Annotated in this window: 18 protein-coding genes; 7 read left to right on the forward strand and 11 right to left on the reverse strand. The window is 58.4% G+C overall.

What is annotated here, in order from left to right; translation table 11 throughout:
- The 3 genes from torA to ACTJJ1_RS17080 all read right to left on the reverse strand — a co-directional run bounded on the left by torA (nt 1) and on the right by ACTJJ1_RS17080 (nt 4,353).
- Nucleotides 1-2,481 carry a trimethylamine-N-oxide reductase TorA gene (torA, locus tag ACTJJ1_RS17070; protein WP_440834592.1) on the reverse strand — a complete coding sequence of 827 codons (2,481 nt, stop codon included), beginning with the start codon at nt 2,479-2,481 and terminating at the stop codon, nt 1-3.
- 12 nt (nt 2,482-2,493) lie between these two features.
- Nucleotides 2,494-3,654: a NapC/NirT family cytochrome c gene (locus tag ACTJJ1_RS17075; RefSeq protein WP_004947044.1), complete on the reverse strand. Its 1,161-nt coding sequence runs from the start codon at nt 3,652-3,654 to the stop codon at nt 2,494-2,496.
- Between the two features lie 258 nt (nt 3,655-3,912).
- Nucleotides 3,913-4,353 (reverse strand): nucleotide triphosphate diphosphatase NUDT15, encoded by a 441-nt coding sequence (locus tag ACTJJ1_RS17080; RefSeq protein WP_004947041.1) that lies wholly within the window; start codon nt 4,351-4,353, stop codon nt 3,913-3,915.
- A 247-nt stretch (nt 4,354-4,600) separates the two neighbouring features.
- On the opposite strand from ACTJJ1_RS17080, the gene fruB reads away from it, so the two are divergent.
- Genes fruB through fruA form a run of 3 tightly spaced genes read left to right on the forward strand, consistent with a single transcriptional unit; the run spans nt 4,601 to nt 8,372 of the window.
- Nucleotides 4,601-5,734, forward strand: coding sequence for a fused PTS fructose transporter subunit IIA/HPr protein (gene fruB, locus ACTJJ1_RS17085; protein WP_440834595.1), 1,134 nt, complete (start codon nt 4,601-4,603; stop codon nt 5,732-5,734).
- Complete coding sequence (gene fruK / locus ACTJJ1_RS17090; RefSeq protein WP_004947035.1) at nt 5,731-6,672, forward strand: 1-phosphofructokinase; 942 nt, start codon at nt 5,731-5,733, stop codon at nt 6,670-6,672. Before fruB ends, fruK begins: the two co-directional genes overlap by 4 nt.
- A gap of 11 nt (nt 6,673-6,683) precedes the next feature.
- On the forward strand, nt 6,684-8,372 hold the full coding sequence (gene fruA, locus ACTJJ1_RS17095; protein WP_004947032.1) for a PTS fructose transporter subunit IIBC: 1,689 nt from the start codon (nt 6,684-6,686) through the stop codon (nt 8,370-8,372).
- A gap of 60 nt (nt 8,373-8,432) precedes the next feature.
- On the opposite strand, the gene nfo is transcribed toward fruA, so the two are convergent.
- Both nfo and ACTJJ1_RS17105 read right to left on the reverse strand, forming a co-directional pair.
- Nucleotides 8,433-9,272 carry a deoxyribonuclease IV gene (nfo, locus tag ACTJJ1_RS17100; protein WP_004947030.1) on the reverse strand — a complete coding sequence of 280 codons (840 nt, stop codon included), beginning with the start codon at nt 9,270-9,272 and terminating at the stop codon, nt 8,433-8,435.
- Nucleotides 9,273-9,380: 108 nt separating this feature from the next.
- The gene (locus tag ACTJJ1_RS17105; protein ID WP_006326729.1) at nt 9,381-10,460 is read right to left on the reverse strand and encodes a YeiH family protein; all 1,080 of its coding nucleotides are present in this window, start codon (nt 10,458-10,460) and stop codon (nt 9,381-9,383) included.
- A gap of 303 nt (nt 10,461-10,763) precedes the next feature.
- Between ACTJJ1_RS17105 and yieE the strand changes: the two genes are divergently transcribed.
- Complete coding sequence (gene yieE, locus ACTJJ1_RS17110; protein ID WP_041417054.1) at nt 10,764-11,636, forward strand: DNA-binding transcriptional regulator YeiE; 873 nt, start codon at nt 10,764-10,766, stop codon at nt 11,634-11,636.
- Between the two features lie 216 nt (nt 11,637-11,852).
- Nucleotides 11,853-13,331, forward strand: coding sequence for an amino acid permease (locus ACTJJ1_RS17115; RefSeq protein WP_440834599.1), 1,479 nt, complete (start codon nt 11,853-11,855; stop codon nt 13,329-13,331).
- A 91-nt stretch (nt 13,332-13,422) separates the two neighbouring features.
- On the opposite strand, the gene ACTJJ1_RS17120 is transcribed toward ACTJJ1_RS17115, so the two are convergent.
- On the reverse strand, nt 13,423-14,520 hold the full coding sequence (locus ACTJJ1_RS17120; protein ID WP_004947019.1) for a GGDEF domain-containing protein: 1,098 nt from the start codon (nt 14,518-14,520) through the stop codon (nt 13,423-13,425).
- Nucleotides 14,521-14,877: 357 nt separating this feature from the next.
- On the opposite strand from ACTJJ1_RS17120, the gene ACTJJ1_RS17125 reads away from it, so the two are divergent.
- Together ACTJJ1_RS17125 and ACTJJ1_RS17130 are read left to right on the forward strand one after the other, a co-directional pair.
- A complete protein-coding gene (locus ACTJJ1_RS17125) occupies nt 14,878-15,960 on the forward strand; it encodes a FecCD family ABC transporter permease (protein ID WP_004947015.1) in 1,083 nt (360 codons plus the stop codon).
- On the forward strand, nt 15,957-16,745 hold the full coding sequence (locus ACTJJ1_RS17130) for an ABC transporter ATP-binding protein (protein ID WP_020439463.1): 789 nt from the start codon (nt 15,957-15,959) through the stop codon (nt 16,743-16,745). The genes ACTJJ1_RS17125 and ACTJJ1_RS17130 overlap by 4 nt, the downstream gene beginning before the upstream one ends.
- 118 nt (nt 16,746-16,863) lie before the next feature.
- Here the strand turns inward: ACTJJ1_RS17130 and ACTJJ1_RS17135 are convergent, their stop codons facing one another.
- The 5 genes from ACTJJ1_RS17135 to puuR form a co-directional block, all read right to left on the reverse strand.
- A complete protein-coding gene (locus tag ACTJJ1_RS17135; protein WP_122289205.1) occupies nt 16,864-18,855 on the reverse strand; it encodes a ligand-gated channel protein in 1,992 nt (663 codons plus the stop codon).
- A 253-nt stretch (nt 18,856-19,108) separates the two neighbouring features.
- Nucleotides 19,109-20,104: an ABC transporter permease gene (locus tag ACTJJ1_RS17140; protein ID WP_004947008.1), complete on the reverse strand. Its 996-nt coding sequence runs from the start codon at nt 20,102-20,104 to the stop codon at nt 19,109-19,111.
- Nucleotides 20,101-21,612, reverse strand: coding sequence for a sugar ABC transporter ATP-binding protein (locus ACTJJ1_RS17145; RefSeq protein WP_110605855.1), 1,512 nt, complete (start codon nt 21,610-21,612; stop codon nt 20,101-20,103). The genes ACTJJ1_RS17140 and ACTJJ1_RS17145 overlap by 4 nt, the downstream gene beginning before the upstream one ends.
- A gap of 122 nt (nt 21,613-21,734) precedes the next feature.
- Nucleotides 21,735-23,015 carry an NAD(P)/FAD-dependent oxidoreductase gene (locus ACTJJ1_RS17150; protein WP_122289206.1) on the reverse strand — a complete coding sequence of 427 codons (1,281 nt, stop codon included), beginning with the start codon at nt 23,013-23,015 and terminating at the stop codon, nt 21,735-21,737.
- A 20-nt stretch (nt 23,016-23,035) separates the two neighbouring features.
- The gene (gene puuR, locus ACTJJ1_RS17155; protein ID WP_004946995.1) at nt 23,036-23,593 is read right to left on the reverse strand and encodes an HTH-type transcriptional regulator PuuR; all 558 of its coding nucleotides are present in this window, start codon (nt 23,591-23,593) and stop codon (nt 23,036-23,038) included.
- Nucleotides 23,594-23,771 lie beyond the last annotated feature (178 nt).

The following is a 23,771-nucleotide window of genomic DNA, read 5'->3' on the forward strand; positions in this document are numbered from 1 at the left end:
TTACGCGCCGGCAGGCACGGCGTGTGCGGTGTTTTTCAGCACCGGGCCCTGATACTTCTCAATCTGCAACTGCGCCATCTGTCCGCAATTGCCTTGTGCCAGGCTGGAGGAGCCCACGTCGAAGGTCAGGCAGTTGACGTTGCCGTTCTTGCACAGCGACCCCGGTTGGGAAGGATCGGCCGGATCGAACCAGGCGCCTTCGCTGATGCGCACCACGCCGGGGCGCACGTCTTCGCTGACCACAGCACCGACCAGGATCTGGCCGCGATCGTTAAACGCCCGCACCAAATCGCCATTGGCGATACCACGCAGTTGGGCATCCTGAGGGTGGATCACAATCGCTTCCCGATCCGCTACCGCGTACTTTTTGCGCAGCGGCGTGTTGTCGAGTTGCGAATGGAGTCGGTTGATCGGATGCGCGGTGTTCAGCGACAGCGGGTACTTCACCGCTTCCGGCCCGCGATACCATTCGTGAGGCGGCATCCAGGTCGGGATGCCCGGGCAGTCCTGATACTTCATTTTGGCGATGGCGTCGGAGTAGATCTCGATTTTGCCGGACGGCGTACCCAGCGGATTCAGCAGCGGATTTTCGCGGTAGTCGGCGAAGCGCACCCATTGGGTATTGGCCTCGGGCACCGGGAAACGCACATAGTTGTTGGATTGCCAGAACATGTCGAACGGCGGCAGGGCCACCCGGGCGGCGCGCGCCTGGGTTTTCATGTCGTCGTACATGCCTTTGAGCCACTGGGTTTCATCTTTGCCTTCGGTAAAGGCATCCTGAACCCCCAGCCTGGCGGCCATCGCCGCGAAGATATCGAAATCGCTGCGCGACTCATGCTGCGGCGGCACGCACTGGTGCATCGGGAACACGTACAGCTGCGAGTAATCGCCGCCCATTTCCAGATCGTTGCGCTCGTAGCTGGTGGTGGCCGGCAATACGATATCGGCGTGCTTGGCGGTGGCGGTCCAGTAGGGTTCGTTCACCACGATAGTGTCCGGCCGTTGCCAGGCTTTGACCAGGTTATTGGTGTCCTGATGCTGGTGGAAGGTGTTGCCGCCCGCCACGTACACCATTTTCACCTCAGGGTAGGTAACCTGCGCGCCATTGAAGTTAATGGTCTTGCCGGGGTTGGCCAGGCATTCGGCAATGCGTGCCACCGGGATCGGCGACGGGGAATTCTTCGGTGAATTGCCGGCGGAGATACCGGCAATAATGCCGCCTTTCGCCGTCGGGCTGCCGCCGGAGGAATAATGATAGCTGAAACCGAAGCCGCCGCCCGGCAGGCCAACCTGGCCGAGCATGGCCGCTACCGTGACCAACAGCCAATGTTGCTGTTCGCCATGATGCTGACGCTGAATGCCCCAACCGCCCATGATCATGGTGCGGTTTTTCGCCATGTCGCGCGCCAGTTGGCGCAGTACTGCGGCATCTACGCCGCAAATGTCCGCAGCCCATTCGGCGGTTTTCGGCATGCCGTCGTGTTCGCCCAGCAGATAGGTCTGGAACTTGTCAAAACCGACGGTGTAGGTTTTCAGGAAGTCCGGGTTATGCAGTTTCTCGGTCAGCAACGTATGGGCGATGCCGATCAGCATGGCGCCGTCCGTATAAGGGCGCGGAGCAATCCACTGCGCGCCGACAAATTTGGCGCTGTCGTTGTGCACCGGATCGATGCTGATGACGCGGGTGCCTTTTTTCTTCAACGCTTCAAAACCGGTCTGGCCGTAGTGATCCGGCACGTTCCAGCTGTTTTTCAGCGTGATCATCGGGTTACAGCCCCACATCACCACCAGTTGGCTGTTTTCAATCACGTTGGGCCAGGCGGTTTGCTGTTCGTAAACCTCCATCGAACCCACTATGTGCGACATGATCACCTGCGCCGCACCGGTAGAATAGTCGCCGGCATAGCCGAGGAAACCGCCGGTCAGGTTCATCAGGCGTTGCAGCAGCGTGCGGCTGTTATGCAGCATGCCGACGCTCTTCCAGCCATAGGAACCGGCGTAAATGGACTGCGGGCCGTGGTCTTTCTGTAAACGAGTGATTTCATTGCAGACCAGTTCAATCGCTTTGTCCCAGCTGACGCGCACCCATTCGTCGCGCCCGCGCAGTTCAGTGCGGCTGCCGGGGCCGCCTTCCAGCCAGCTTTTACGCACCATGGGGTATTTGACGCGGTTTTCGGCATGCACCTGGAAGGGGGCCATGGTGATCAATTCGTTCGGATAAGGATCGTCTTTCACCGGCTGTACGCCGACCATTTTGCCGTCCTGTACTATGGCTTCGAAAGCGCCCCAGTGTGCGCCGGTCAGAATGCCTTTTTGCGCCTGACGCAGTACCACAAATTGCGGTAGCGCCTGGCTGATGGCTTGCGCCAACGCAGATTTGGGCCACAGGCCCGCCAGCAGAGGTGCGGCGGCCAGTGCGGTGGCACCGGTCAGGAAGCGGCGGCGGCTCATTGTTAACGGGTGTTGTTGATATTTGCTCATTGCGCTTCTCCCTTAAAGCTTGGCTGGTGCGGCAGGTGCCATGTCGCTGGCGTGTTTCTGCACGTACTGTGTCAGAACGCGCAGCTGTTCCTGCGTCAGCGAGGTGCGTGGAGCCATGCCTTTAATCACGCCGATCCACTGGTTGGCGTTGAAGCGATCGAGGGCGGTCAGGCCGTGACAGCCGGTACAGTTGGCCGACATCATATCCGCCGCGTAGCGCCAGATTTTTTGCTGATCGTCGATCAGTTGCTTGCGTGGCAGCCAGACCTGCAGTGAAACCTGATGCCATACCAGGCCGGTTTCGGCATCTGTCAGAGTATTGCCGGTTTTCAATAATTTACGGGCGTCTTCACCCAAGAGCACGCTGAGGATGCGTTTGCCCTGCGCGGCATAAAACACTTCGCTCACGCCGTCCTGTTGCCAACCTGAGACGTTGGCCAGCACCTTGTCGCCGTCTTGTTTCACCACCTGAACTTCGGTGGAAGGCATCAGGTTACCGGCATTGTGGCTGTCGTCCGGTTGCAGGAAGAACGGCTCGGTGGCGATGGTGTACAGTGTGGTGGCGGTAGGCGAGGTTTCCGCCGCCGCCTTCGCCAGTTCGGCGGCGCCGGCCTGAGTTTCGCCGCTCATGTCCGGCAGGATATGCGCCACGCCTTTATGACAGTCGATGCAGGTTTCGCCTTGTTTGATGGCGACCGGGTGCTGAATACGCGCTTCAGGCCGTTGGGCGGTGATGTCCATGGCGTCGAAGCTGTGGCACGAGCGGCAGGTGGCGGAGTCGTTTTCTTTCAACGTTTTCCACACCGACTGGGCCATCGCCAGCTTGTGCGCCTCGTATTTTTCCGGCGTGTCGATGGTGCCGACCATTTCGCCATAAATGTCTTTTACCGCGCGGATTTTGGTCCACAGGTAATCGAGCGGTTCATGCGGGACGTGGCAGTCGGCGCATTCGGCGCGGATGCCTTTGGTGTTCTGGAAGTGAACGCTGCCCTGATATTCAGCCAGAGGCTGTTGCATGGTGTGGCAGGAAACGCAGAAGGTGGTGTCGCTGGTTTTATGGAACACGGTGGCGGTGCCCGCCAATAGCGCCGCGCCGAGGATAATGCCGAGCAGCAGTAGCCACAGCCATCCCCACCGGCGCTTTGTTGCCCAGCCCGTCAGTTTTTTGTTCATATTGAACCCACTTATAATTATGAAATACCAAGGAAAACCTTTCCCTAAAAGGTGTTGGCTAAAGGCCAATTAACCAGATTAAGTATAAGGTTTATCGGTAAAAACATCTAACACTATAGGGTTATTTTTAGTGGAAAAAAGGCCATTCGGGGGATATTTCAGCGTTATATTTTGTATTACATAACGCGTTTTTACAGAGGATTATGACTTTGTAAACACCGTCACGGACAGGGTATGAAAACCCTGAATGGGAAATGGTTATTTTGTCGGCAGCAATGAGGCTGACGGTAAATAGCATTGGCCGGTCAGCCAGAGATGGATGGCGTTGCGGCTGGCTTCAAAATGCGGCTCCGGCAACGCCTCAGGTAAACACCAGCGCCATTCCGAGCATTTATCCGGTTCTTTCAGTTGTGCCTCACCGCCAGGATGTTGCGTCACCATACATACCGATACCGTATGCTTGCCTTCGGCGCGCCAGGTCTGCAGATTGTTACTGATGCCGATCAGGCTCGGCGGGGCGATGATCAACCCGGTTTCTTCGGCGATCTCACGCTGCGCGCACTGTTCAAAGGTTTCGCCGGCATCCAGATGTCCACCGGGAATTGACCAGAAAGGGGCGTGTTTACCGCAGCGTTTTCCCAGCAAGATCTCTCCCTGCGCATTAACGATGATTACGCCTACGCCCGCGACTACAGTCATGCTTCTCTCCGTCAGCAAAGTTTCAGCACAGTATGTCACTTTTGCGCCGCAGCGGATAACCCATAGGCCAAAGTGTGCGTAAGGTCAAAAATTTATCACATCAAAATTGAGAAAACTTGCTTTCAGTCTGGGCTGCTCACACACTGATTGAAACGTTTCAGCGTTATTGCCGCAATGACTTCGTGTCGATAACGCTCCTTTTTCTCAATAAAGCTGAAACGATTCAATTCAGCAGGAGAGGAGAATCATGTTCCAGTTATCACAACAAGACATCCACCTGGGCGCTGCCGCCGGCAGCAAACAGGACGCTATCCGCCAGGTGGCCGCCGGGCTAACCGAGGCCGGCTGCGTCAGTGCCGCCTATGTAGACGGCATGCTGCAGCGTGAGCTGCAAACCTCAACCTACCTGGGCAACGGCATTGCCATTCCGCACGGCACTACCGATACCCGGGATCTGGTGCTGAATACCGGCGTGCAGGTCTTCCAGTTCCCTCAGGGCATCGAGTGGGGCGAAGGGCAAACCGCGTATGTGGTGATCGGCATTGCCGCCCGTTCCGATGAACACCTGGCGCTGCTGCGTCAGCTGACGCACGTCCTGAGCGACGACAGCGTGGCCGAGCAGATGGCGAAAACCACCTCATCCGAAGAGCTGCGCAGCTTGCTGATGGGTGAAAAGCAGACGGCTGAATTCCAGTTCGACGCTTCGCTGATCGCACTCGACGTAGCCGCAGATAACCTAATGACGTTGCAAGCGCTGAACGCGGGCCGCCTGCAGAAAATCGGCGCGGTCAACGCACAGTTCGTCAGCGACGTCATTACCCGTCGGCCGTTGAATCTCGGGCAGGGCATCTGGCTGAGCGACAGCACCGAAGGCAATTTGACCAGCGCGGCGACCCTGAGCCGTCCGGCGCAGGCGTTTGACGAAAACGGCGAGCAAGTGGCGCTGTTGCTGACGCTGTCCGTGGCCGACCAGCAACCGCTGGCGGTGCTGAATTACCTGGGTGACCTGCTGCTGGCGAACAAGGCTGAACGCTTGCTGAACGCCGATGCCGCCACCGTGCTGGCATTGCTGACCAGCGAAGTGGAAGAAGAAAGCACCACGCTGAGCGCCGAGTACGCGATCCGCAACGAACACGGCCTGCATGCCCGTCCCGGCACCGCGCTGGTTAACGTGATCAAGCAGTTCAACAGTGAAATTACCGTCACTAACCTGGATGGCAGTGGCAAACCGGCCAACGGACGCAGCCTGATGAAGGTCGTGGCGTTGGGCGTGAAAAAAGGACATCACCTGCGCTTTACCGCCAAGGGTGAAGATGCTGAAGCGGCGCTGAAGGCGATCGGTGATGCGATTAACGAAGGACTGGGCGAGGGCGCAGCATGACCAGAAGAGTAGCCACCATAACCCTGAACCCGGCTTACGATTTGGTGGGCTTTTGCCCGGAGATCGAGCGCGGGGAAGTGAACCTGGTGAAAACTGCTGGCCTGCATGCCGCCGGCAAAGGCATTAACGTTGCCAAGGTTCTGAAAGATCTGGGCATTGATGTCACTGTGGGCGGTTTCCTGGGGAAAGACAACCAGGATGGCTTCCAGTTGCTGTTCAGCGATCTGGGCATCGCCAACCGCTTCCAGGTGGTACCGGGCCGTACCCGCATCAACGTCAAGCTGACGGAAAAAGACGGTGAAGTGACGGATTTCAACTTCTCTGGTTTTGAAGTGACATCGCAGGATTGGGATCGTTTCGTGACCGATTCGCTGAGCTGGCTGGGCCAGTTCGACATGGTTGCGGTGAGCGGCAGCCTGCCGGCCGGCGTTGATCCCGATGCCTTTACCGACTGGATGATCCGCCTGCGTGCACAATGCCCGTGCATCATTTTCGACAGCAGCCGCGAAGCGCTGGTCGCCGGATTGAAAGCGGCACCATGGCTGGTGAAACCGAACCGCCGCGAGCTGGAAATCTGGGCCGGTCGTCCGTTGCCGCAGTTGGAGGACGTGGTTGAAGCCGCGCATGCGCTGCGCGATCAGGGCATTGCCCACGTAGTGATTTCTCTCGGCGCCGAAGGCGCGCTGTGGGTTAACGCCTCCGGTGCCTGGATTGCCAAGCCGCCGGCCTGCGAAGTCGTCAGCACCGTGGGCGCCGGCGATTCGATGGTTGGCGGCCTGATTTATGGCCTGCTGATGCGCGAATCCAGTGAACACACTCTGCGTTTGGCCACCGCCGTGGCTGCGCTGGCGGTAAGCCAGAGCAACGTTGGCGTGACCGATCGTCCACAGTTGGCCGCGATGATGGCGCGCGTCGATCTGAAACCTTTTAACCAATAGCAGGAGGCGTAATGAAAACGCTGCTGATGATAGACAATTCGTTGGGGCAGGCCCGTGGCCACCTGGCGAAACGCATGCTCGGCGCTGCTGCGGCGAAAACCGGCCTGACGCTGGTTGAGTCGCCTGCCGAGGCCGAACTGGTGGTGGTGGCGGGGCAGACAGTGCCTGCTGACGCCGCGCTGAACGGCAAACGGGTTTATGTGGGCGATGTGGAGTTGGCGGTGCGCGAACCGGAAGCCTTCCTCGCACTGGCCAAAGCCGAGGCGAAAGCCTGGCAGGCGCCGGCTGCGGTTGCCGTGCCGGCAAAAGCGGCGGGTCAAAAACGCATTGTGGCGATCACCGCTTGCCCAACCGGCGTGGCGCATACCTTTATGGCAGCCGAAGCCATTGAAAGCGAAGCTAAAAAACGCGGCTGGTGGGTGAAAGTGGAAACCCGCGGCTCCGTGGGCGCCGGTAATGCCATTACGCCTGAAGAAGTGGCGGCGGCGGATCTGGTGATCGTGGCGGCTGATATTGAAGTGGATCTGGACAAGTTCGCCGGCAAGCCGATGTACCGCACCTCTACCGGTTTGGCGCTGAAGAAAACCGCGCAGGAACTGGACAAGGCGCAGGCCGAAGCCGAGATTTTCCAACCGCAGAAAAGCGGCGGTCCGGCTGTGGCCGGCAAGAAGAAAGAGAGCGCAGGGCCGTATCGTCACCTGTTGACCGGCGTGTCGTATATGCTGCCGATGGTGGTGGCGGGCGGTTTGTGTATCGCGCTGTCGTTCGTGTTCGGTATCAAGGCGTTTGAAGTCAAAGGCACGCTGGCTGCGGCACTGATGCAGATTGGCGGCGGTTCAGCCTTCGCGCTGATGGTGCCGGTGTTGGCCGGTTTTATCGCGTTCTCCATCGCTGACCGTCCAGGCCTGACGCCGGGTCTGATCGGCGGCATGCTGGCGGTGAGCACCGGTGCCGGTTTCCTCGGCGGTATCATTGCCGGTTTCCTGGCGGGCTACGTCGCCAAATTTATCAGCACCAAGCTGCGTTTGCCGCAGAGTATGGAAGCGCTGAAGCCGATTCTGATCATTCCGCTGGTCGCCAGCCTGGTCGTTGGTCTGATCATGATTTATATCGTCGGTACGCCGGTGGCGAAAATCATGGAAGGTCTGACCCACTGGCTGCAATCGCTGGGTACCGCCAACGCGGTGCTGCTGGGTGCGATCCTCGGTGCCATGATGTGTACCGATATGGGTGGCCCGGTTAACAAAGCGGCTTACGCCTTCGGCGTGGCGCTGCTGAGTTCTTCGGTATATGCCCCAATGGCTGCCATTATGGCCGCCGGTATGGTGCCGCCGTTGGCGATGGGATTGGCGACGCTGCTGGCGCGTCGTAAGTTCGAGAAATCCGAGCAGGAAGGCGGTAAAGCGGCGTTGGTATTGGGCCTGTGCTTTATCTCTGAAGGCGCGATCCCGTTCGCTGCCCGCGACCCGATGCGTGTGCTGCCATGTTGCATCGCCGGCGGCGCGCTGACCGGTGCGCTGTCGATGGCCTTCGGCGCCAAGTTGATGGCTCCGCACGGTGGTCTGTTCGTGCTGCTGATCCCAGGTGCTATCACGCCGGTGTTGCTGTATCTGGTGGCGATCATCGCCGGTACGCTGTTGGCGGGCGTGTCTTATGCGCTGCTGAAACGCGCTGACGTCCCTGCGGCTACCGCTGCTTAACGTTATCGCAGGCAATAAAAAAACCGGAGCATCAGGCTCCGGTTTTTGCGTTTTTGGGGCTTATTGTTGCGCTTTCAGCCAGGCGATTTCTTCCGCCCAGATATCCGGGTTCACGGTTTCGAGAATCAGGGGGATATTGTCGAAACGCGAGTCGCTCATGATGTAACTGAATACCGTTTTGCCGATATTGCCTTCGCCCAGGCTGTGATGGCGATCGACTCGGCTGCCGAACTCGCTCTTGGCGTCGTTCAGATGCATGCCGCGCAGGTAGTTGAAGCCCACCACGTCACCCAGCGCTTTAAAGGTCTGTTCGCAGGTTTCTTCGGTGCGCAGATCGTAACCGGCGGCAAAGGCATGGCAGGTATCGATGCACACGCCGACGCGGCTTTTGTCTTCCACGCCGTCAATGATCGCCGCCAGGTGTTCGAACCTGAAGCCCAGATTGCTGCCCTGGCCGGCGGTGTTTTCAATCACTGCCGTCACGCCGACGGTTTTATCCAGCACGATGTTGATGGATTCAGCAATGCGCGCCAGGCATTTGTCTTCATCAATCTGCATCAGGTGGCTGCCGGGGTGGAAGTTCAACAGCGTCAGCCCGAGTTGTTCGCAGCGCTGCATTTCATCCAGAAACGCCTCGCGAGATTTTTCCAACGCTTCGGTCACCGGGTGGCCGAGATTAATCAGATAGCTGTCGTGCGGCAGGATTTGCCCTGGGCCGTAACCGTACTGCGCGCAGGCGCTTTTGAATTTATCAATCACCTCTGCCGGCAGTGGTGCGGCTTTCCATTGACGCTGATTTTTGGTGAACAGGGCGAACGCGGTCGCCTCTAATTCGTGCGCGCGGATAACCGCCTGATCCACGCCGCCTGACGCGCTGACATGTGCACCGACAAACTTCATTTTCATTCTCCTGTGTAATCGGCGCCATTATGGCATTGATGGCGGCAGGATTGAATGGCGACAAAAAGGCCCGCGATAAATCGCGGGCCAGCGAAAGCTCAAGGCTCATCAGAAGAAATGTTGCACCAGCAGGTTCATCGCGCCGCCACCGACAATCAGCCAGATAAACAGCAGGGTGGCCAGCAGAATGGGTTTGACGCCCGCCTCGCGCACTGCGCTGATGTGGGTGGTCAACCCCAGCGCCGCCATCGCCATCGCCAGCATCCAGGTGTCGGCGGTAATCAGGTGTTTCACCCAGGTGGCCGGGATCAGGTTGAACGAGTTCAGCCCGGCGACGGCGATAAACAGCACCGCGAACCACGGAATGGTGATGGCCGATTTGTCCGCCTTGCTCCCGGCATCGCGGCTGCGGCTGATATAACCGGAAAGCAGCAACAAGAACGGTGCCAGCATCATCACGCGGATCATTTTGGCGATCACTGCGGCGTTTTCGGCATCCGGCCCGACGGCATGACCGGCGGCGACAACCTGCGCCACTTCGTGGATGGTCGAGCCGGCATAGATGCCAAAGGTTTCCTGGCTCAGCGGCAGCCACCGGTAATGTTCATTCAACTGGAACAGCCACGGGTAGGCGAAGATCGCCAGCGTACCGAACACCACCACGGTGCTTACCGCGACCGCCACCTTGCTGGAATCGGCCTTCAGCACCGGTTCGGTCGCCATCACCGCCGCTGCGCCGCAGATGCTGCTGCCGGCGCCGATCAACATCGCCGTCTGGCTGTCGATGCCGAACACTTTTTTACCCAGCCAGCAGGCCAGCAGGAAGGTGGTGCTCAGCGTCAGCGCATCGATGATGATGCCGGTAGCGCCGACGTCGGCAATTTGCTGAAACGTCAGGCGGAAGCCGTAAAGAATGATGCCCAACCGCAGCAGACGTTGTTTGGCGAGTTGAACGCCGCTGTGGCAACTCGGTTGCAGCCAGGGATACAGCGTATTGCCCACCAGAATGCCGAACAGGATCGCCAGCGTCAGCGCACCCAGCCCCAGACCGGCAACCCACGGGATATCGCCTGCCCAGATGGCCAGCGCGGTGAGCGCGCCGACCAGCAATAACCCCGGCGCCAGCCGAGGTAAACCGAGCAGGGGAAAGTGTCGTGATGGAAAAGCAGGTGCGGTATTGGTCGCCATGAGTCAGCCCTTTTATTCGAATTCCTTGAGCACAAGACTACGTTTTGGCGGCATAAAAGAGAAATTGATTATATATTTATAACCTATCTGAATAAGTGGTAAATCTCTTCCTCTTTCAGGCTGCAACCTGAACGTTATTGGGGAGAGAAAGCCGTGGGCGAGGTGCGGTCGTCATACCGATTTCTGCAAACGTGGTAATCTTAATGAATAGATACCCTGTGCGTCGTTGCCGGACAGCGGCGCAGATTTAGCATTAATTTCAGTGGTTTTACGATCAGGCCACTTTTCAATACCGAGATGGTTATGCATATCACCTTACGTCAACTGGAAGTCTTTACCGAAGTGCTGAAAAGCGGTTCGACCACGCAGGCCTCGGTAGTCCTGGCGTTATCACAATCGGCGGTCAGTGCCGCGCTGGCTGACCTGGAAGGGCAGTTGAGCGTGCAACTGTTCGATCGCGTCGGCAAGCGTCTGGTTATCAATGAACATGGCCGGTTGCTGTATCCGAAGGCGCTGGCGCTGCTCGAGCAGGCGGGGGAGATTGAACAGCTGTTCCGCCATGACGGCGGCGCTTTGCGTATCGCCGCCAGCAGCACCATCGGCAACTATATGCTGCCGGAAATGATCGCCCGTTACCGCCACGATTTCCCGGCTACGCCGCTGGAGCTGAACGTCGGCAACAGCCAGGACGTGATTGGGGCGGTTGCGGATTTTCGCGTCGATTTGGGGTTGATCGAGGGGCCTTGCCATATGCCCGAGCTGGTTACTCAGCCGTGGCTGGAGGATGAACTGGTGGTGTTTGCCGCGCCGGAAAGCCCGCTGGCCCGGCAGCCTCTGACGCTGGAGCTGCTGGCCAATGCTCCCTGGATCCTGCGCGAGCGCGGGTCGGGCACGCGAGAGGTGCTGGATCACCTGTTGCTGGCGCATCTGCCGCACTTCCAACTGGTGATGGAGTTGGGCAACTCGGAGGCGATCAAACACGCGGTGCGCCACGGCATCGGCATCAGTTGCCTGTCGCGGCGGGTGATCGACGAACAGCTGGCGAGCGGCGTGCTGGTGGAGCTAAACATTCCGCTGCCGCCGCTGATGCGCACCTTGTATTTGATCCACCATCGGCAAAAACACATCTCCAACGCCCTGCAGCGCTTCCTCAGTTACTGCACGTTGCCGGCCTGAGGCGGCGCACTGCGCCAATAATATCCCCATGCGGGGAAATGAAGCATAAAAACCTGCACCCTGTCACATTAATGACAGTAAGTAAGGAAAAATGGGCTGCCGCTAATAATTAGCGCTGAGTTATGAAGCTATCTTATATCAGCGCAATGTTACTAGTTCGCCGGTGGGTATTTGTTACAATCCGCCCTCATTTTTTGACGAGCAGATAGGGTAAGAATGGCTCAGCAGGATATAAAAACATCGGGGCAGCAAGCACCCGGATTGCGCCGCGAGCTGAAAGCGCGGCACTTAACCATGATCGCTATTGGTGGCTCAATCGGCACCGGCCTGTTCGTCGCCTCCGGCGCCACTGTCTCTCAGGCCGGTCCGGGCGGGGCTCTGCTGTCTTATGCATTGATCGGTCTGATGGTCTATTTCCTGATGACCAGCCTGGGCGAACTGGCGGCCTTTATGCCGGTGTCCGGCTCGTTTTCCACCTACGGCGCCAAATACGTAGAAGAAGGCTTTGGTTTCGCGCTGGGCTGGAACTACTGGTACAACTGGGCGGTGACCATCGCCGTTGACCTGGTGGCTTCGCAGTTGGTGATGACCTACTGGTTCCCGGATGCGCCGGGCTGGATCTGGAGCGCGCTGTTCCTCGGCCTGATGTTCCTGTTGAACTACATTTCGGTCAAAGGCTTCGGTGAAGCGGAATACTGGTTCTCGCTGATCAAAGTCACCACCGTCATTATCTTTATCGGCATTGGCGTGCTGATGATCTTCGGCATTCTGAAGGGTGGCGAACACGCCGGCTGGCAGAACTGGACGGTAGGGGATGCGCCCTTTACCGGCGGCTTCTCGGCGATGATAGGCGTGGCGATGATCGTCGGCTTCTCGTTCCAGGGGACCGAGCTTATCGGTATCGCGGCCGGCGAATCGGAAAACCCGGGCAAAAACATCCCGCGCGCGGTGCGCCAGGTGTTCTGGCGTATCCTGCTGTTCTATATCTTTGCGATCCTGATTATCAGCCTGATCATTCCTTATACCGATCCAAGCCTGCTGCGTAACGACGTAAAAGACATCAGCGTCAGCCCGTTCACGCTGGTGTTCCAGCATGCCGGCCTGCTGTCGGCGGCGGCGGTAATGAACGCGGTGATCCTGACGGCGGTGTTGTCCGCCGGTAACTCTGGCATGTACGCTTCTACCCGCATGCTGTTTACCCTGGCATCGGAAGGCAAAGCGCCGCGCATTTTCGCCAAACTGTCGAAGGGTGGGGTGCCGCGCAATGCGCTGTATGCGACCACCGTGGTGGCGGGCCTGTGTTTTCTGAGCTCGATGTTCGGTAACCAGTCGGTTTATCTGTGGCTGCTGAACACCTCGGGCATGACCGGCTTCATCGCCTGGTTGGGGATAGCCATCAGCCACTACCGGTTCCGCCGCGGCTATATGATTCAGGGGCGTGACCTGAACGATCTGCCGTACCGTTCCGGCTTCTTCCCGCTGGGCCCGATCTTTGCCTTTGTCCTGTGCCTGATCATTACGCTGGGACAGAACTATCAGGCGTTCCTGCAAGACCGGATCGACTGGTACGGCGTGACCGCGACTTATATCGGCCTGCCGCTGTTCCTGGTGATCTGGTTCGGTTACAAGCTGACGCGCGGCACCCGCGTGGTGAAGTACAGCGAGATGGAATTCCCGAAAATGGACGTGAAATAACGCCAGTCTGTACCTTGTGAATGTCCGGTTGCAGCCTGTAGCGGCGCAATCGGGCATTCAACGAGTATGAAACGCGGTGTCTCTCGCCGCGTTATTCCTTAGTATTCATCGCCAGCGCTTGCTGCGCCGCCGCCATCAGGCTGTCCACAGTTTGATAATCCTGAGTTAACGCCAACGCCCCGGCGTTCAACTGCAACGTCACCTCACCGAAAACACCAAAGACATACGGCGCTTCCAGCGGGGGCATGATGCGCGCCAGAAACTCCCCTTCGGAGCCGTAAGGCAAATCGTGCACCAGGATCAGAAACTGGCCGCCGGTATAACGGCTGACAAAATCGCTTGGACGAACCAGCATTTTCAGGCGCTCGCCGATAGTGCGCAACACGTCATCGCCGATCAGCACGCCGTGGCTTTGATACAGCGCCGCCAGCGGAGTGAATTCAATAATAAACAGGTGCGAAAGCGGGTGTGCCGTTGCCGATGGCCGGCAAATCTCTTGCATCACCGCTTCACCCCCCGCGCGGTTGAGAAAACCGGTCAGATGATCGCGATGAGCCGCTTTTCGTTTTTCGCCTCTCAGCGTGACGTACTGCACCAACTGGCGATGGTAGAGCGCGATCACCCCATGAGCCAGCAGTAGCCACAGCGGGATGATATTCGCCAGCAAAAACAGATTTTGCATGCGTGACAACGGCGCGGCCAGCAGGTAAGGCAGCGTCAGCAGCATGACCTCCAGCAGGGCAAAGCGGGGCGCTGCGGCATGGCGCTGCATCAGCCAGAAGGCCAGCGCGGTAATCAGCAGGCCGGCGAACAGGATTAGCACCATGCGGCCAGAAAGCATGGCCAACAGCGCAATGGCGCCGACCAGCGCCGACCACAGCAGCACTGACACCAGCATGGCATTCGGCCAGATGGGAGGGGTGACGCGAGCCAGCCACCAGCGTATGCCGGTCAACCCAAGCAGCAGCACCAGCAGCGCGGCGCCGATCGTCATATTGCTCAGCCAGGCGTAGGCCAGCAGCAGCACGACTACACCGGCGGCGTTCAGCCAAGGGGTTCGGGGAGAAGGGACAAGCGTAAGCCGTAGTTGGTGTTGGAACTGGGCGTCATCAGCCTGTTGTGGACCTTGTACCAGCCAGTGCAGCAGGGCGGGTCTTTTAGGCGTTAACGTGGATGGTCGACTTCTCATGGCTGCCTCTTCAATAAGGGCCTAAGCAGTAGGTCCTAAATATCCGGCCAGGCGTGGTTGACGCGCCGTTTACCGGTCAGGATTTGGATTCTAGGTGGTTTTGTCGCAATTTGTCACAGCGCTGCGTGGGGCGATGAAACTTTCGGAATTATTAACCCTGCTCAGCAGAATGAGGTTGTTGCGGCTGCTTGGCGAATACTCTTTAAAAATAAAGTGTTACATCTCAACATGGCAGGTAATAGCTATTGATATGATTGATAAGTATTATCGTTTGCTTTATTGTTAGCGGCTGCTTGTCAGGGTAAAGCGGCCGTTTGCATGCCGCTATGGTCATCGTCGTAACAGGTATCCGAAATAATGAGCGTATCCACCGAACCTATGTCTGACGCCAAGGGGCAACCCGACGCCAACGTCATGGGGCGTTATCAACATATTCTTCGCCACCGTTTATTGATGATGGGGGTGTTGGCACTGGCGATTGTTGGTTCGCTGCTGCTGGATTTTACCATGGGGCCATCCGGGCTCTCACTGTCCTCCCTGTGGCAAACGTTGATTGACCCTGCGGCGGCAGATGCCGGAACGCGAGTGATCGTGTGGGATATCCGCCTGCCTTACGCGCTGATGGCGGTGGTGGTGGGGTTTGCGCTGGGTTTGGCCGGCGCGGAAATGCAGACCATCCTGAACAACCCGCTTGCCAGCCCGTTCACTCTCGGCGTTTCTTCCGCTGCGGCTTTCGGGGCGGCGTTGGCTATCGTGCTGGGTATTGGCGTGCCGGGCATTCCGGACCAGTGGTTTATTTCCGCCAACGCGTTTGTTTTTGCCCTGTTTGCCGCACTGATGCTCGACGGCATCACGCGCTGGACACGGGTTGCCACCTCCGGCGTCGTGCTGTTCGGTATTGCATTGGTGTTCACCTTTAACGCACTGGTTTCAATGATGCAGTTTATCGCCAGCGAAGACACGCTGCAGGGGCTGGTGTTCTGGACCATGGGCAGCCTGGCGCGCGCTTCATGGGACAAGTTGGGCATCCTGCTGGGCGTGTTCGCCGTGCTGTTGCCATTGTCGATGATGAGCTCCTGGAAGCTGACCGCGCTGCGGTTGGGCGAGGATCGGGCGGTGAGCTTCGGTATCGACGTGCGTCGCCTGCGCCTCACGACCCTGCTGCGCATCAGTATTCTTTCCGCGCTGGCGGTGGCCTTTGTCGGCCCTATCGGTTTTATCGGCCTGGTGGCACCGCATATCGCCCGCATGATTTTCGGTGAGGATCACCGCTTCTATCTGCCGGCCAGCGCCCTGATTGGCGCGCTGGTGCTGTCGATGGCTTCAGTCGCCTCGAAAAACCTGATCCCGGGCATTATCATTCCGGTCGGCATAGTGACGTCACTGGTGGGTGTGCCGTTCTTCCTGAGCATTATTCTGCGTCATCGGGGGAATGTATGAGTCAGGGATTGCGTATTGAGCATTTTTCCGCCGGTTATCCAAAGCGCCAGGTTATTCGCGATCTTGCGGTGCCGATGTTGCCGCGCGGGCAAATCACCGTGTTGCTGGGGCCGAACGGCAGCGGAAAATCGACGTTGCTGCGTTCTCTGGCCGGGCTGAACCCGGCACAGGGGCAGCTGTGGCTGGATGACATCGATTTGATGCAGTTGCCCTTTGCCCGTCGCGCGGAAAAAGTGGTGTATCTGCCACAGTCGCTACCTGCGGGGGTGCACTTGCACGTGCTGGAGTCGATCATCGTAGCGCAACGCGCTTCGGGCGGTCGCAGCAACGCCGGCAGTGAGGCGGAGGTCATGGCCCTGCTGGCGCAGCTCGGTATCGACCATTTGGCGCTGAGCTATCTCGATCAGCTTTCCGGCGGCCAGAAACAGTTGGTGGGCCTGGCGCAATCGCTGATCCGCCAGCCTTCGCTGTTGCTGCTGGACGAACCGCTGAGCGCACTTGATCTCAACTACCAATTCCACGTGATGGATTTGGTGCGTAAAGAGACGCGTAAACGCAATATCATCACTGTGGTGGTGGTGCATGACATCAATATCGCTCTGCGGCATGGCGACCACGTGTTGATGCTGCAGGATGGTGAGTTGATTGCCGACGGTACGCCGGAAGAGGTGATCACGCCGCAAAGCCTGGCGAGAGTCTACGGCGTGCGCGGGCGCATCGAGCGTTGTTCGCACGGGACGCCGCAGGTGCTGATCGACGGTTTGGTTAACCAGCCGGTGATCTGACAGATTGCTGCGTTTTGAAAGTCAGCTATTTTGACAACCAAAAGGCCCGGTGTCGTACAGATACCGGGCCTTTTGGTTGTCGCGTATCGAGCGCGCAACGTGCGCGCTCCTATTGGCATCAGAAGTTGTACGTCATGCCGACGGTGTAGCGGCGGCCGTCCAGCGTGGTGTTGTAGTTATCGTAATCGACGGTTTTGTCGAGAATGTTGTAAATCCCGCCGGTGACCGTCAGGTCTTTATTCGCCTGGTAGCTGAGGCCGGCGTCAACAAAGGTATACGAAGGCGTGCTCTTGGCCATTGAGGTACGGCTCAGGTATTCCGATGTCTTGCTGCGGAAGTTGACGCGTGACCACAGGCTGACGTCATGGGTAGCCTGCCAGTCCAGTACGGTATTGAGCATGTGCTTCGGCATCTGGTTCAGCGGTTTACCCTGGTTATCGCCGCTTTTCTGTTCGGATGAAGTAAAGGTGTAGTTGGTGTTCCACTTCCAGTCTTTGCTTATCTGCCAGCCGAAAGTGGCTTCCACGCCGCGCATATTGGCTTTATCGACGTTGATGCGATCGCTGATAAAGTAATAGGCCGTGTTGCCAATCATGCATTGCGCGTCGCCATCCCCGCTGTCGCAGCGGCGCACTTCGGTGATCTTGTCTTTGAAATCGGTGTTGAACAAGGTCACGCCGGCGTTCAGGTTTTTCTGGTTATCCCACATCACGCCGATCTCTTCGCTCAGGCTCTTCTCTGGCTGCAGATCCGGATTGCCGATGATGATCGATTTGCGCCCGCCACCGGTAATTTGCCCCCAGTTGGCTGAAGATTGGCGCAGATCCGGCGAGCGGTAGCCGGCGGATACGCCGCCTTTCAACGTCCACTGTTCGGTCAGGTGCCAGACGCCGTACATGCGTGGCGTCCAGTGATTGCCGTAGTTCTGATCCTGGTCCATACGGATGCCGCTGGTCAGGCTGAAGTCGTTGGTCAGCGCCCATTCGTCTTCGGCAAACAGCGCCCAGCTCCAGCGGGTCAATTTGTTCAAACCGTCGGCCGCATCCAACTGATTGCCCTGGTCGCTCAGTTTTTCGTAGCGGTACTGCCCCCCCAGGCTCAGCATATGAGCACCGAGGTCAAACTGGGTCTGGGTATTGAAGATGGTGTTATACATCTTCATGTCGCGGCCCGGATTATTCGTCTCTTCGCGTTGAATGTAGCTGGTGGTATTGCCGAAATCGTAATAACCGTTGTGCGTCACGGCATAGTTGGTGCGGGTGTAGAGGCTGTCGCTGACGCTATTTGCCGTACACTTGCCGTTGCGGCAGTTCTCGGTCGCCATGGATTTGCCCGGCGTGCTGTTGCGATCTTGCAAGGAACGGCCGATTTCGAAATCAAAATCATTCTGCTCGTTCGGCGTCAGGCTGAATACCGCGGTGCCGCTGCGCATGCGCTGTTCATTGAATCCGTTAAGGATTTGGTCCTCGGCGCGGCGCGACAGCAGGCCGTTGACCCGCAGGCCGAGCAGGCCTTCAATCAGCGGGCCGGAGGCATAGGCGTTGGTCTGGAAAATATCGCCGGAATCGCTGCGTTCCTGGAAGGTGGCGTCGCCGTGCAGCGAACCTTTCCACTCGGTTCTGGAGGTTTTGCGAGTGATGACGTTGATTACGCCGCCCATGGCGTCGGAGCCGTACAGCGAAGACATCGGCCCGCGCACCACTTCGATGCGTTCAATCGCCTCCAGCGGCGGCAGCCAGCCTTGTTCGATACCGGAGTTGTCGCTGTTCGGGCGGGTGCCGCGGGTGTCCACGCGTTTGCCGTCCACCAGAATCAGGGTGTATTTGGAGGACATGCCACGGATGCTGATATCGCTGCTGCTGGCACCGCCGGTGACCACCACGCCCGGCACGTCTTTCAGTGCGTCGGTGATGTCTCGGTAGGCTTTGTCTTCGATCTGCTGGCGTGGGATCACTGAAATAGAGGCGGCGGAATCCTGGATTTTTTGCTGGAAACCGGAGGCGGTCACCACCATGGTGTCCTGGGTATCCTCTTGCGCCGCCAGTGCGCCGGTGCTGGCGAGTGAGGCGATAATCAGTGCGGTGAGTTTGTTATAGCGTGGCTTTTCCATGGGCAACCTTTCCTGGTTTGCTGTAATTCGACAAAGGTGTCGACTTAACGGGTTGAATAATAGGTAGAAACGGTTCCCTGTCGTGGCAGGGGACATCATTTCGGCAGTATTTCGTCAGGCCATTGTAAGGATTTAAAACCGAATGTAAACGCAAATGATAATTCGTATCATTTGTATGCTTAAAAATAGGTAGGGAGAGGTAACCGGATGAATTAAAGGGAAAACCGGCGCGGCAGGGCGCGCCGGGGGAAAGTCAGCGTTTCTGTATATAGGTGATAGCGAGCGCCAGAGCCAGTACCAGCCCTTTGATAATATCCATCGCATAGTAGGGGACTGAAAGCATCACCAGCCCATTTTGCAATACGCCGAGGATCACCGCACCGACCAGCGTGCCGAGCGCGTTGGGTTTGCCGGAGCCGGCCAGAGAGAAACCGATGTAGGCGGCGGCGACGGCATCCATCAGATAACCGCCACCGGCGTTAACCTGTGAAGAGCCGATACGTGACGCCAGCAATATGCCGCCAAGCGAGGCCAGCAGCGAGGAAATCACATACGCGGCGACCTTGTAACGTACAGTGCGGATCCCCGAAAGGCGCGCCGCCTCCGGGTTGCCGCCGATGGCGTACATGCGGCGGCCGTGTTTGGTCAGCGACAGGAACAATTGCACCACAATCGTGACCGCCAGCATAATCAGCACAATCACCGGTACCTGGCCTAGCGCGGAGAAAATGTCCGGGATGAGCCCCTCGGCCATATCGCCATTCGGCAACAGCATATTTTGGGTGATCGACCCGCCGTAGCTGTAGGTCATGGCAACGCCCTGGATCACAAACAGGCTGGCCAGCGTCGCCAGCATGTCAGGGATCTTCAACACCACAATCAGGAAGGCGTTGAACAGACCAACCAGCGTACAAATCAGCAGCGTCAGCACAATCGCGCCGGTGGTGCCGAAGCCGTACCAAACGAACAGCGAGACCACCAGCGCGTTAGCCAGCGAGGCGGTGGAGCCGACGGAAAGATCGAAACCGCCCACCGACAGCGAGATAGACACCCCAATGGCGATCACCGTAACGATGGCGATGGAACGCAGGATGTTGATGATATTGTTGGGATCGAGGAAGTTGTCCGACGCCAGCCCGAACAAGGCGATCAGCGCGACAACGGTGAGCAACATCCCCCATTTGTAGAGAAACTCAAACAGCTGATGACGCCAGGGCTGTGCATTGGGCAGGGATAATTCTTTACTCACGCAGGGGTTCCTCCGGTGGAATACAATAATAATGTTTCTTCATCAATATCGGCGGCGTTCAGCTCCGCCACCACACGGCCGTCCCACAGGACGCAAATGCGATCGCACAGGCCGAGCAGCTCCGAGAACTCGCCGGAGGCGTAGATAATGCCTTTGCCGTCGCGGGCCAGGCCGTCGATCAGGGTAAACAGCTCCTGTTTGGCCTTGATATCCACGCCCTTGGTCGGCTCATCGAAAATCAGCACGTCGGCATCGCCACGCAGCCATTTGCCGATGGCCACCTTTTGCTGGTTACCGCCGGAAAGCCTTTTTAGCCTTTGCTGCGGGCCGGAGGCGCGAATGTTCAGGCGTTGCATGATATCGCGCGCCCAGCGCAGCTCCTGTCGGCGGCTGAACAGGCTCCAGCGCGAGAAGCTGTCATCGGCGCTGACGCTCAGGTTCATCGGGATGGCCTCATCAATAAATATGCCTTCTTTGCGGCGCTCTTCCGGCACCAGCGCCAGCCCCTGTTCAACGGAAAGATGCGGCGCGCGCGGTGCCCAGGGCGTGCCGCGCAGCTCGCCGCGCTCTACACGGGCCGGCGAGGCGCCGAACAGCGCCTTGCACAGTTCGGTTTTGCCCGCGCCGGCCAACCCGGCGATACCCAAAATCTCCCCCTGATGCAGCTGCAGGGAGACGTCGCGCAGCTTGTGGCGATCGTGCAGACCTTCTACCTGCAGCAGCGTGCGCGAGCCGTGCGGCGGCCGCGGTGGCGGGAAGATATCGTCCAGCCGGTGGCCAAGCATTTTCTCGACAATCTGCTCGCCGACCAGCCCCTGCATGGCATCTTCGCTGACGTGGCGGCCATCGCGCAGCACCGTCAACCGATCGCAAATTTCACTCAGCTCGTGAATGCGGTGGGAGATAAACACAATGCCGATGCCCTCGGATTGCAAGCGACGCACCACGCGAAACAGGCGCTCGCTTTCGGCGCGATCGAGCGGGGCGGTGGGTTCATCGAGTACCAGGAAGCGGCAGCGATGCGACAGCGCGCGCGCCAGCAGCACCTGCTGTTTTTCCGCCAGCGTGCACTCTGCCAGACGCTGGCGCAGGTTGAGGGATAAATCCAGTTGCTGAAGCAGTTGCGCAGCCTGGCGGTACATCTGCGCCCAGTTGAGCAAATGGCCCGGTTCATTCAGCCAGTCGAGCATGATGTTTTCCGCCACCGACAGCGTGGGGATCAGCGCCACGTCCACCTCCTGCTGCACCACATGGATGCCGTGTCGGCGGGCCTGCAGCGGTGAGTGAATATCGACTTTTTGGCCGTCGATAAAGATCTCGCCGCGGTAATGATCATGCGCGCCGGAAAGGATCGCCATCAGCGTTGATTTTCCCGCGCCGTTGGCACCGACCAGCGCATGCGTGGAGCCGCCCTGCAGGGTGAAGTCGACGTTTTGCAGCGCATTGAATCCGGCAAAGGCGATCGAGATATTGCGCATCTCGAGGCGTGAGGGCGTTGCGGTTGGCATAGTGTGATTAAAAGACGTTTAGGTGTTTAGATGGCTAAAGGTCTTCTTTTGTAACACAGATTGCGATTTTGGCAACAAACTAAATGGCATAACTGAGACGAAAAAATTCCTGGAGAGGCGCGCTAGAATCCCAAACGGTCCCGCAGCGCATAGTACGCCGCACCGAGGGCGGTGAAGGGAACGCGGAACTGACGTCCGCCGAAAAAGGGCAGGTGCGGCAACCGGGCGAAGGCGTCGAAACGTTCGGCATCGCCGCGCAGCACTTCGGCAATCAGCTTGCCCGCCAGATGGGTGCAGGTGACGCCGTGACCGCTGTCGCCCTGCATGTAATAGACGTTATTCTCCAGCCGGCCGAACTGCGGCATGCGCGACAGCGTCAGCAGGAAATTGCCGCTCCAGCGGTAATCGATACGCACCTGTTTCAATTGCGGAAAGGTTTTTAATAGCTTGGGCAGGATCAAGGGATCGATATCGGCCGGATCGCGCGCGCCGTAAACCACGCCACCGCCGTACAACAGCCGGTTATCGGCGGTCAGACGAAAGTAATCCAGCAGGTAATTGCAGTCTTCGACGCAAAAATTATTGGGCAGCAACGACAGCGCCATGTCTTTTGACAGCGGCTCGGTGGTGAGAATTTGCGAGCCGCACGGCATGCTCAGCCGGCTGAGGCGCGGCTCCAGTTTGTCGCCCAGATAGGCATTACCGGCAATAATCACAAAACCGGCGGTGACCGACCCCTGTGCGGTGTGCACCCTGGCCGGTTCACCGTACTCGATGCGTGTGGCCGCCGACTGTTCGTACAGCCGCCCACCGTGACGGCGTATCGCGTCAGCTTCGCCCAATGCCAGATTGAGCGGGTGCAAGTGGCCGCCGTTGCGGTCCAACAGCCCCCCCACGTAGCGTTCGCTGGCTATCTCGCGCCTGATTGCCTGTTGATCCAGCAGTTCCAGCCGGGCATTGCCATAGCGCCGCCAGTTGGCCTGCTGGTGTTCCAGCGTTCGCAGTTGTTTAGGGTTCAGCGCGGCGAAGATACCGCCGGGGCGATAGTCGCAGGCGATGGCGTAGTGATCGATGCGGTTGCGGATAATCTCCGCACCTTCGAACATCATGCCGCCAAGCATGGCTGCGGTATCTGCGCCGTAACGCGCCTCGATCACATCGATATCGCGGCTGTAGGAGTTGACTACCTGACCGCCGTTGCGGCCGCTGGCGCCCCAACCGATACGAGCAGCTTCCAGCACCACCACGTCAAAACCGGCCTCGACCAAGTGCAACGCCGACGACAGGCCGGTAAAACCGCCGCCAACGATGCAGACGTCGCAGCGGATATTTTCGCTCAGCGTCGGGTAGGGCGCGAACGCATTGGCGGTGGCGGCATAATAGCTGGCAACGTGTTCCGTCATGACTCCTCCGCCAGAATCGGTCAGAAGGTGGTGGGCGTATGCGCGCTGACGATTCGGCAGACGCGCGCCGACGTATTGCTAAAACTGTGGGGAATGCCGGTATTGATGGCGTAACTCTGGCCGGCGGTCAGGCAATAGGTCTGGCCGTTGATGGTCAGCATTATTTCGCCTTCCAGCAGAGTGCCGATCTCCTCGCCCTGATGCTTGATCTTCTCGCCGGTGGTGGTGCCGGGTTGATAGGTTTCCAGCATCATTGCCAGATTGCGCGCCGGATTGCCGTTGTGCACCAGCTTCATCGACACACCCTGGCTACCGATTTCGATCAGATCCTCCGCCTCGATCACCACTTTGGGTTCATCGGCGGCTTCCGGTTCGGCAAAAAAGGCGGACAGCGACAGTCCATACACTTTCAGCAGCTTTTGCAGCGTACTGATGGCCGGGCTGACCTTGTCCTGTTCGATGGTGCTGATCGCGCTGTGGGTTAACCCGGACAGTTCGGCGACTCGGCGCTGCGACAAACCCAATTGCAGACGGATCTGTGACAGGCGCTTACCCGGCGCCAAGCTGACTTCGCTCATAGCGGTACTTCCTTCTGATAGGGACGACAGGCAGAAATGAATAACAGGGTCGGGTGCCTGTCTGGGGGATATCGACACAGCATGATATCGGTAGTTAAGGTTGATTTGGAAAATATATTGCCCATAGTCACCCCCGTTCTGGCGGACGAAATTCTGTTCGTTAAAAGGCGGTCAACGC

This window comes from Serratia sp. 22264, assembly GCF_052045345.1.
Taxonomy (GTDB): domain Bacteria; phylum Pseudomonadota; class Gammaproteobacteria; order Enterobacterales; family Enterobacteriaceae; genus Serratia; species Serratia plymuthica.

What these genes read in the sequence shown, in the direction of transcription:
- ACTJJ1_RS17075 (WP_004947044.1), bottom strand. Translation starts at nt 3,654, where the DNA reads ATGAACAAAAAACTGACGGGCTGGGCAACAAAGCGCCGGTGGGGATGG.
- ACTJJ1_RS17120 (WP_004947019.1), bottom strand. Translation starts at nt 14,520, where the DNA reads ATGAGAAGTCGACCATCCACGTTAACGCCTAAAAGACCCGCCCTGCTG.
- yieE (WP_041417054.1), top strand. Translation starts at nt 10,764, where the DNA reads ATGCATATCACCTTACGTCAACTGGAAGTCTTTACCGAAGTGCTGAAA.
- ACTJJ1_RS17145 (WP_110605855.1), bottom strand. Translation starts at nt 21,612, where the DNA reads ATGCCAACCGCAACGCCCTCACGCCTCGAGATGCGCAATATCTCGATC.
- nfo (WP_004947030.1), bottom strand. Translation starts at nt 9,272, where the DNA reads ATGAAGTTTGTCGGTGCACATGTCAGCGCGTCAGGCGGCGTGGATCAG.
- puuR (WP_004946995.1), bottom strand. Translation starts at nt 23,593, where the DNA reads ATGAGCGAAGTCAGCTTGGCGCCGGGTAAGCGCCTGTCACAGATCCGT.
- fruK (WP_004947035.1), top strand. Translation starts at nt 5,731, where the DNA reads ATGACCAGAAGAGTAGCCACCATAACCCTGAACCCGGCTTACGATTTG.
- ACTJJ1_RS17135 (WP_122289205.1), bottom strand. Translation starts at nt 18,855, where the DNA reads ATGGAAAAGCCACGCTATAACAAACTCACCGCACTGATTATCGCCTCA.
- fruA (WP_004947032.1), top strand. Translation starts at nt 6,684, where the DNA reads ATGAAAACGCTGCTGATGATAGACAATTCGTTGGGGCAGGCCCGTGGC.
- ACTJJ1_RS17115 (WP_440834599.1), top strand. Translation starts at nt 11,853, where the DNA reads ATGGCTCAGCAGGATATAAAAACATCGGGGCAGCAAGCACCCGGATTG.
- ACTJJ1_RS17080 (WP_004947041.1), bottom strand. Translation starts at nt 4,353, where the DNA reads ATGACTGTAGTCGCGGGCGTAGGCGTAATCATCGTTAATGCGCAGGGA.
- ACTJJ1_RS17125 (WP_004947015.1), top strand. Translation starts at nt 14,878, where the DNA reads ATGAGCGTATCCACCGAACCTATGTCTGACGCCAAGGGGCAACCCGAC.
- fruB (WP_440834595.1), top strand. Translation starts at nt 4,601, where the DNA reads ATGTTCCAGTTATCACAACAAGACATCCACCTGGGCGCTGCCGCCGGC.
- ACTJJ1_RS17130 (WP_020439463.1), top strand. Translation starts at nt 15,957, where the DNA reads ATGAGTCAGGGATTGCGTATTGAGCATTTTTCCGCCGGTTATCCAAAG.
- torA (WP_440834592.1), bottom strand. Translation starts at nt 2,481, where the DNA reads ATGAGCAAATATCAACAACACCCGTTAACAATGAGCCGCCGCCGCTTC.
- ACTJJ1_RS17150 (WP_122289206.1), bottom strand. Translation starts at nt 23,015, where the DNA reads ATGACGGAACACGTTGCCAGCTATTATGCCGCCACCGCCAATGCGTTC.
- ACTJJ1_RS17105 (WP_006326729.1), bottom strand. Translation starts at nt 10,460, where the DNA reads ATGGCGACCAATACCGCACCTGCTTTTCCATCACGACACTTTCCCCTG.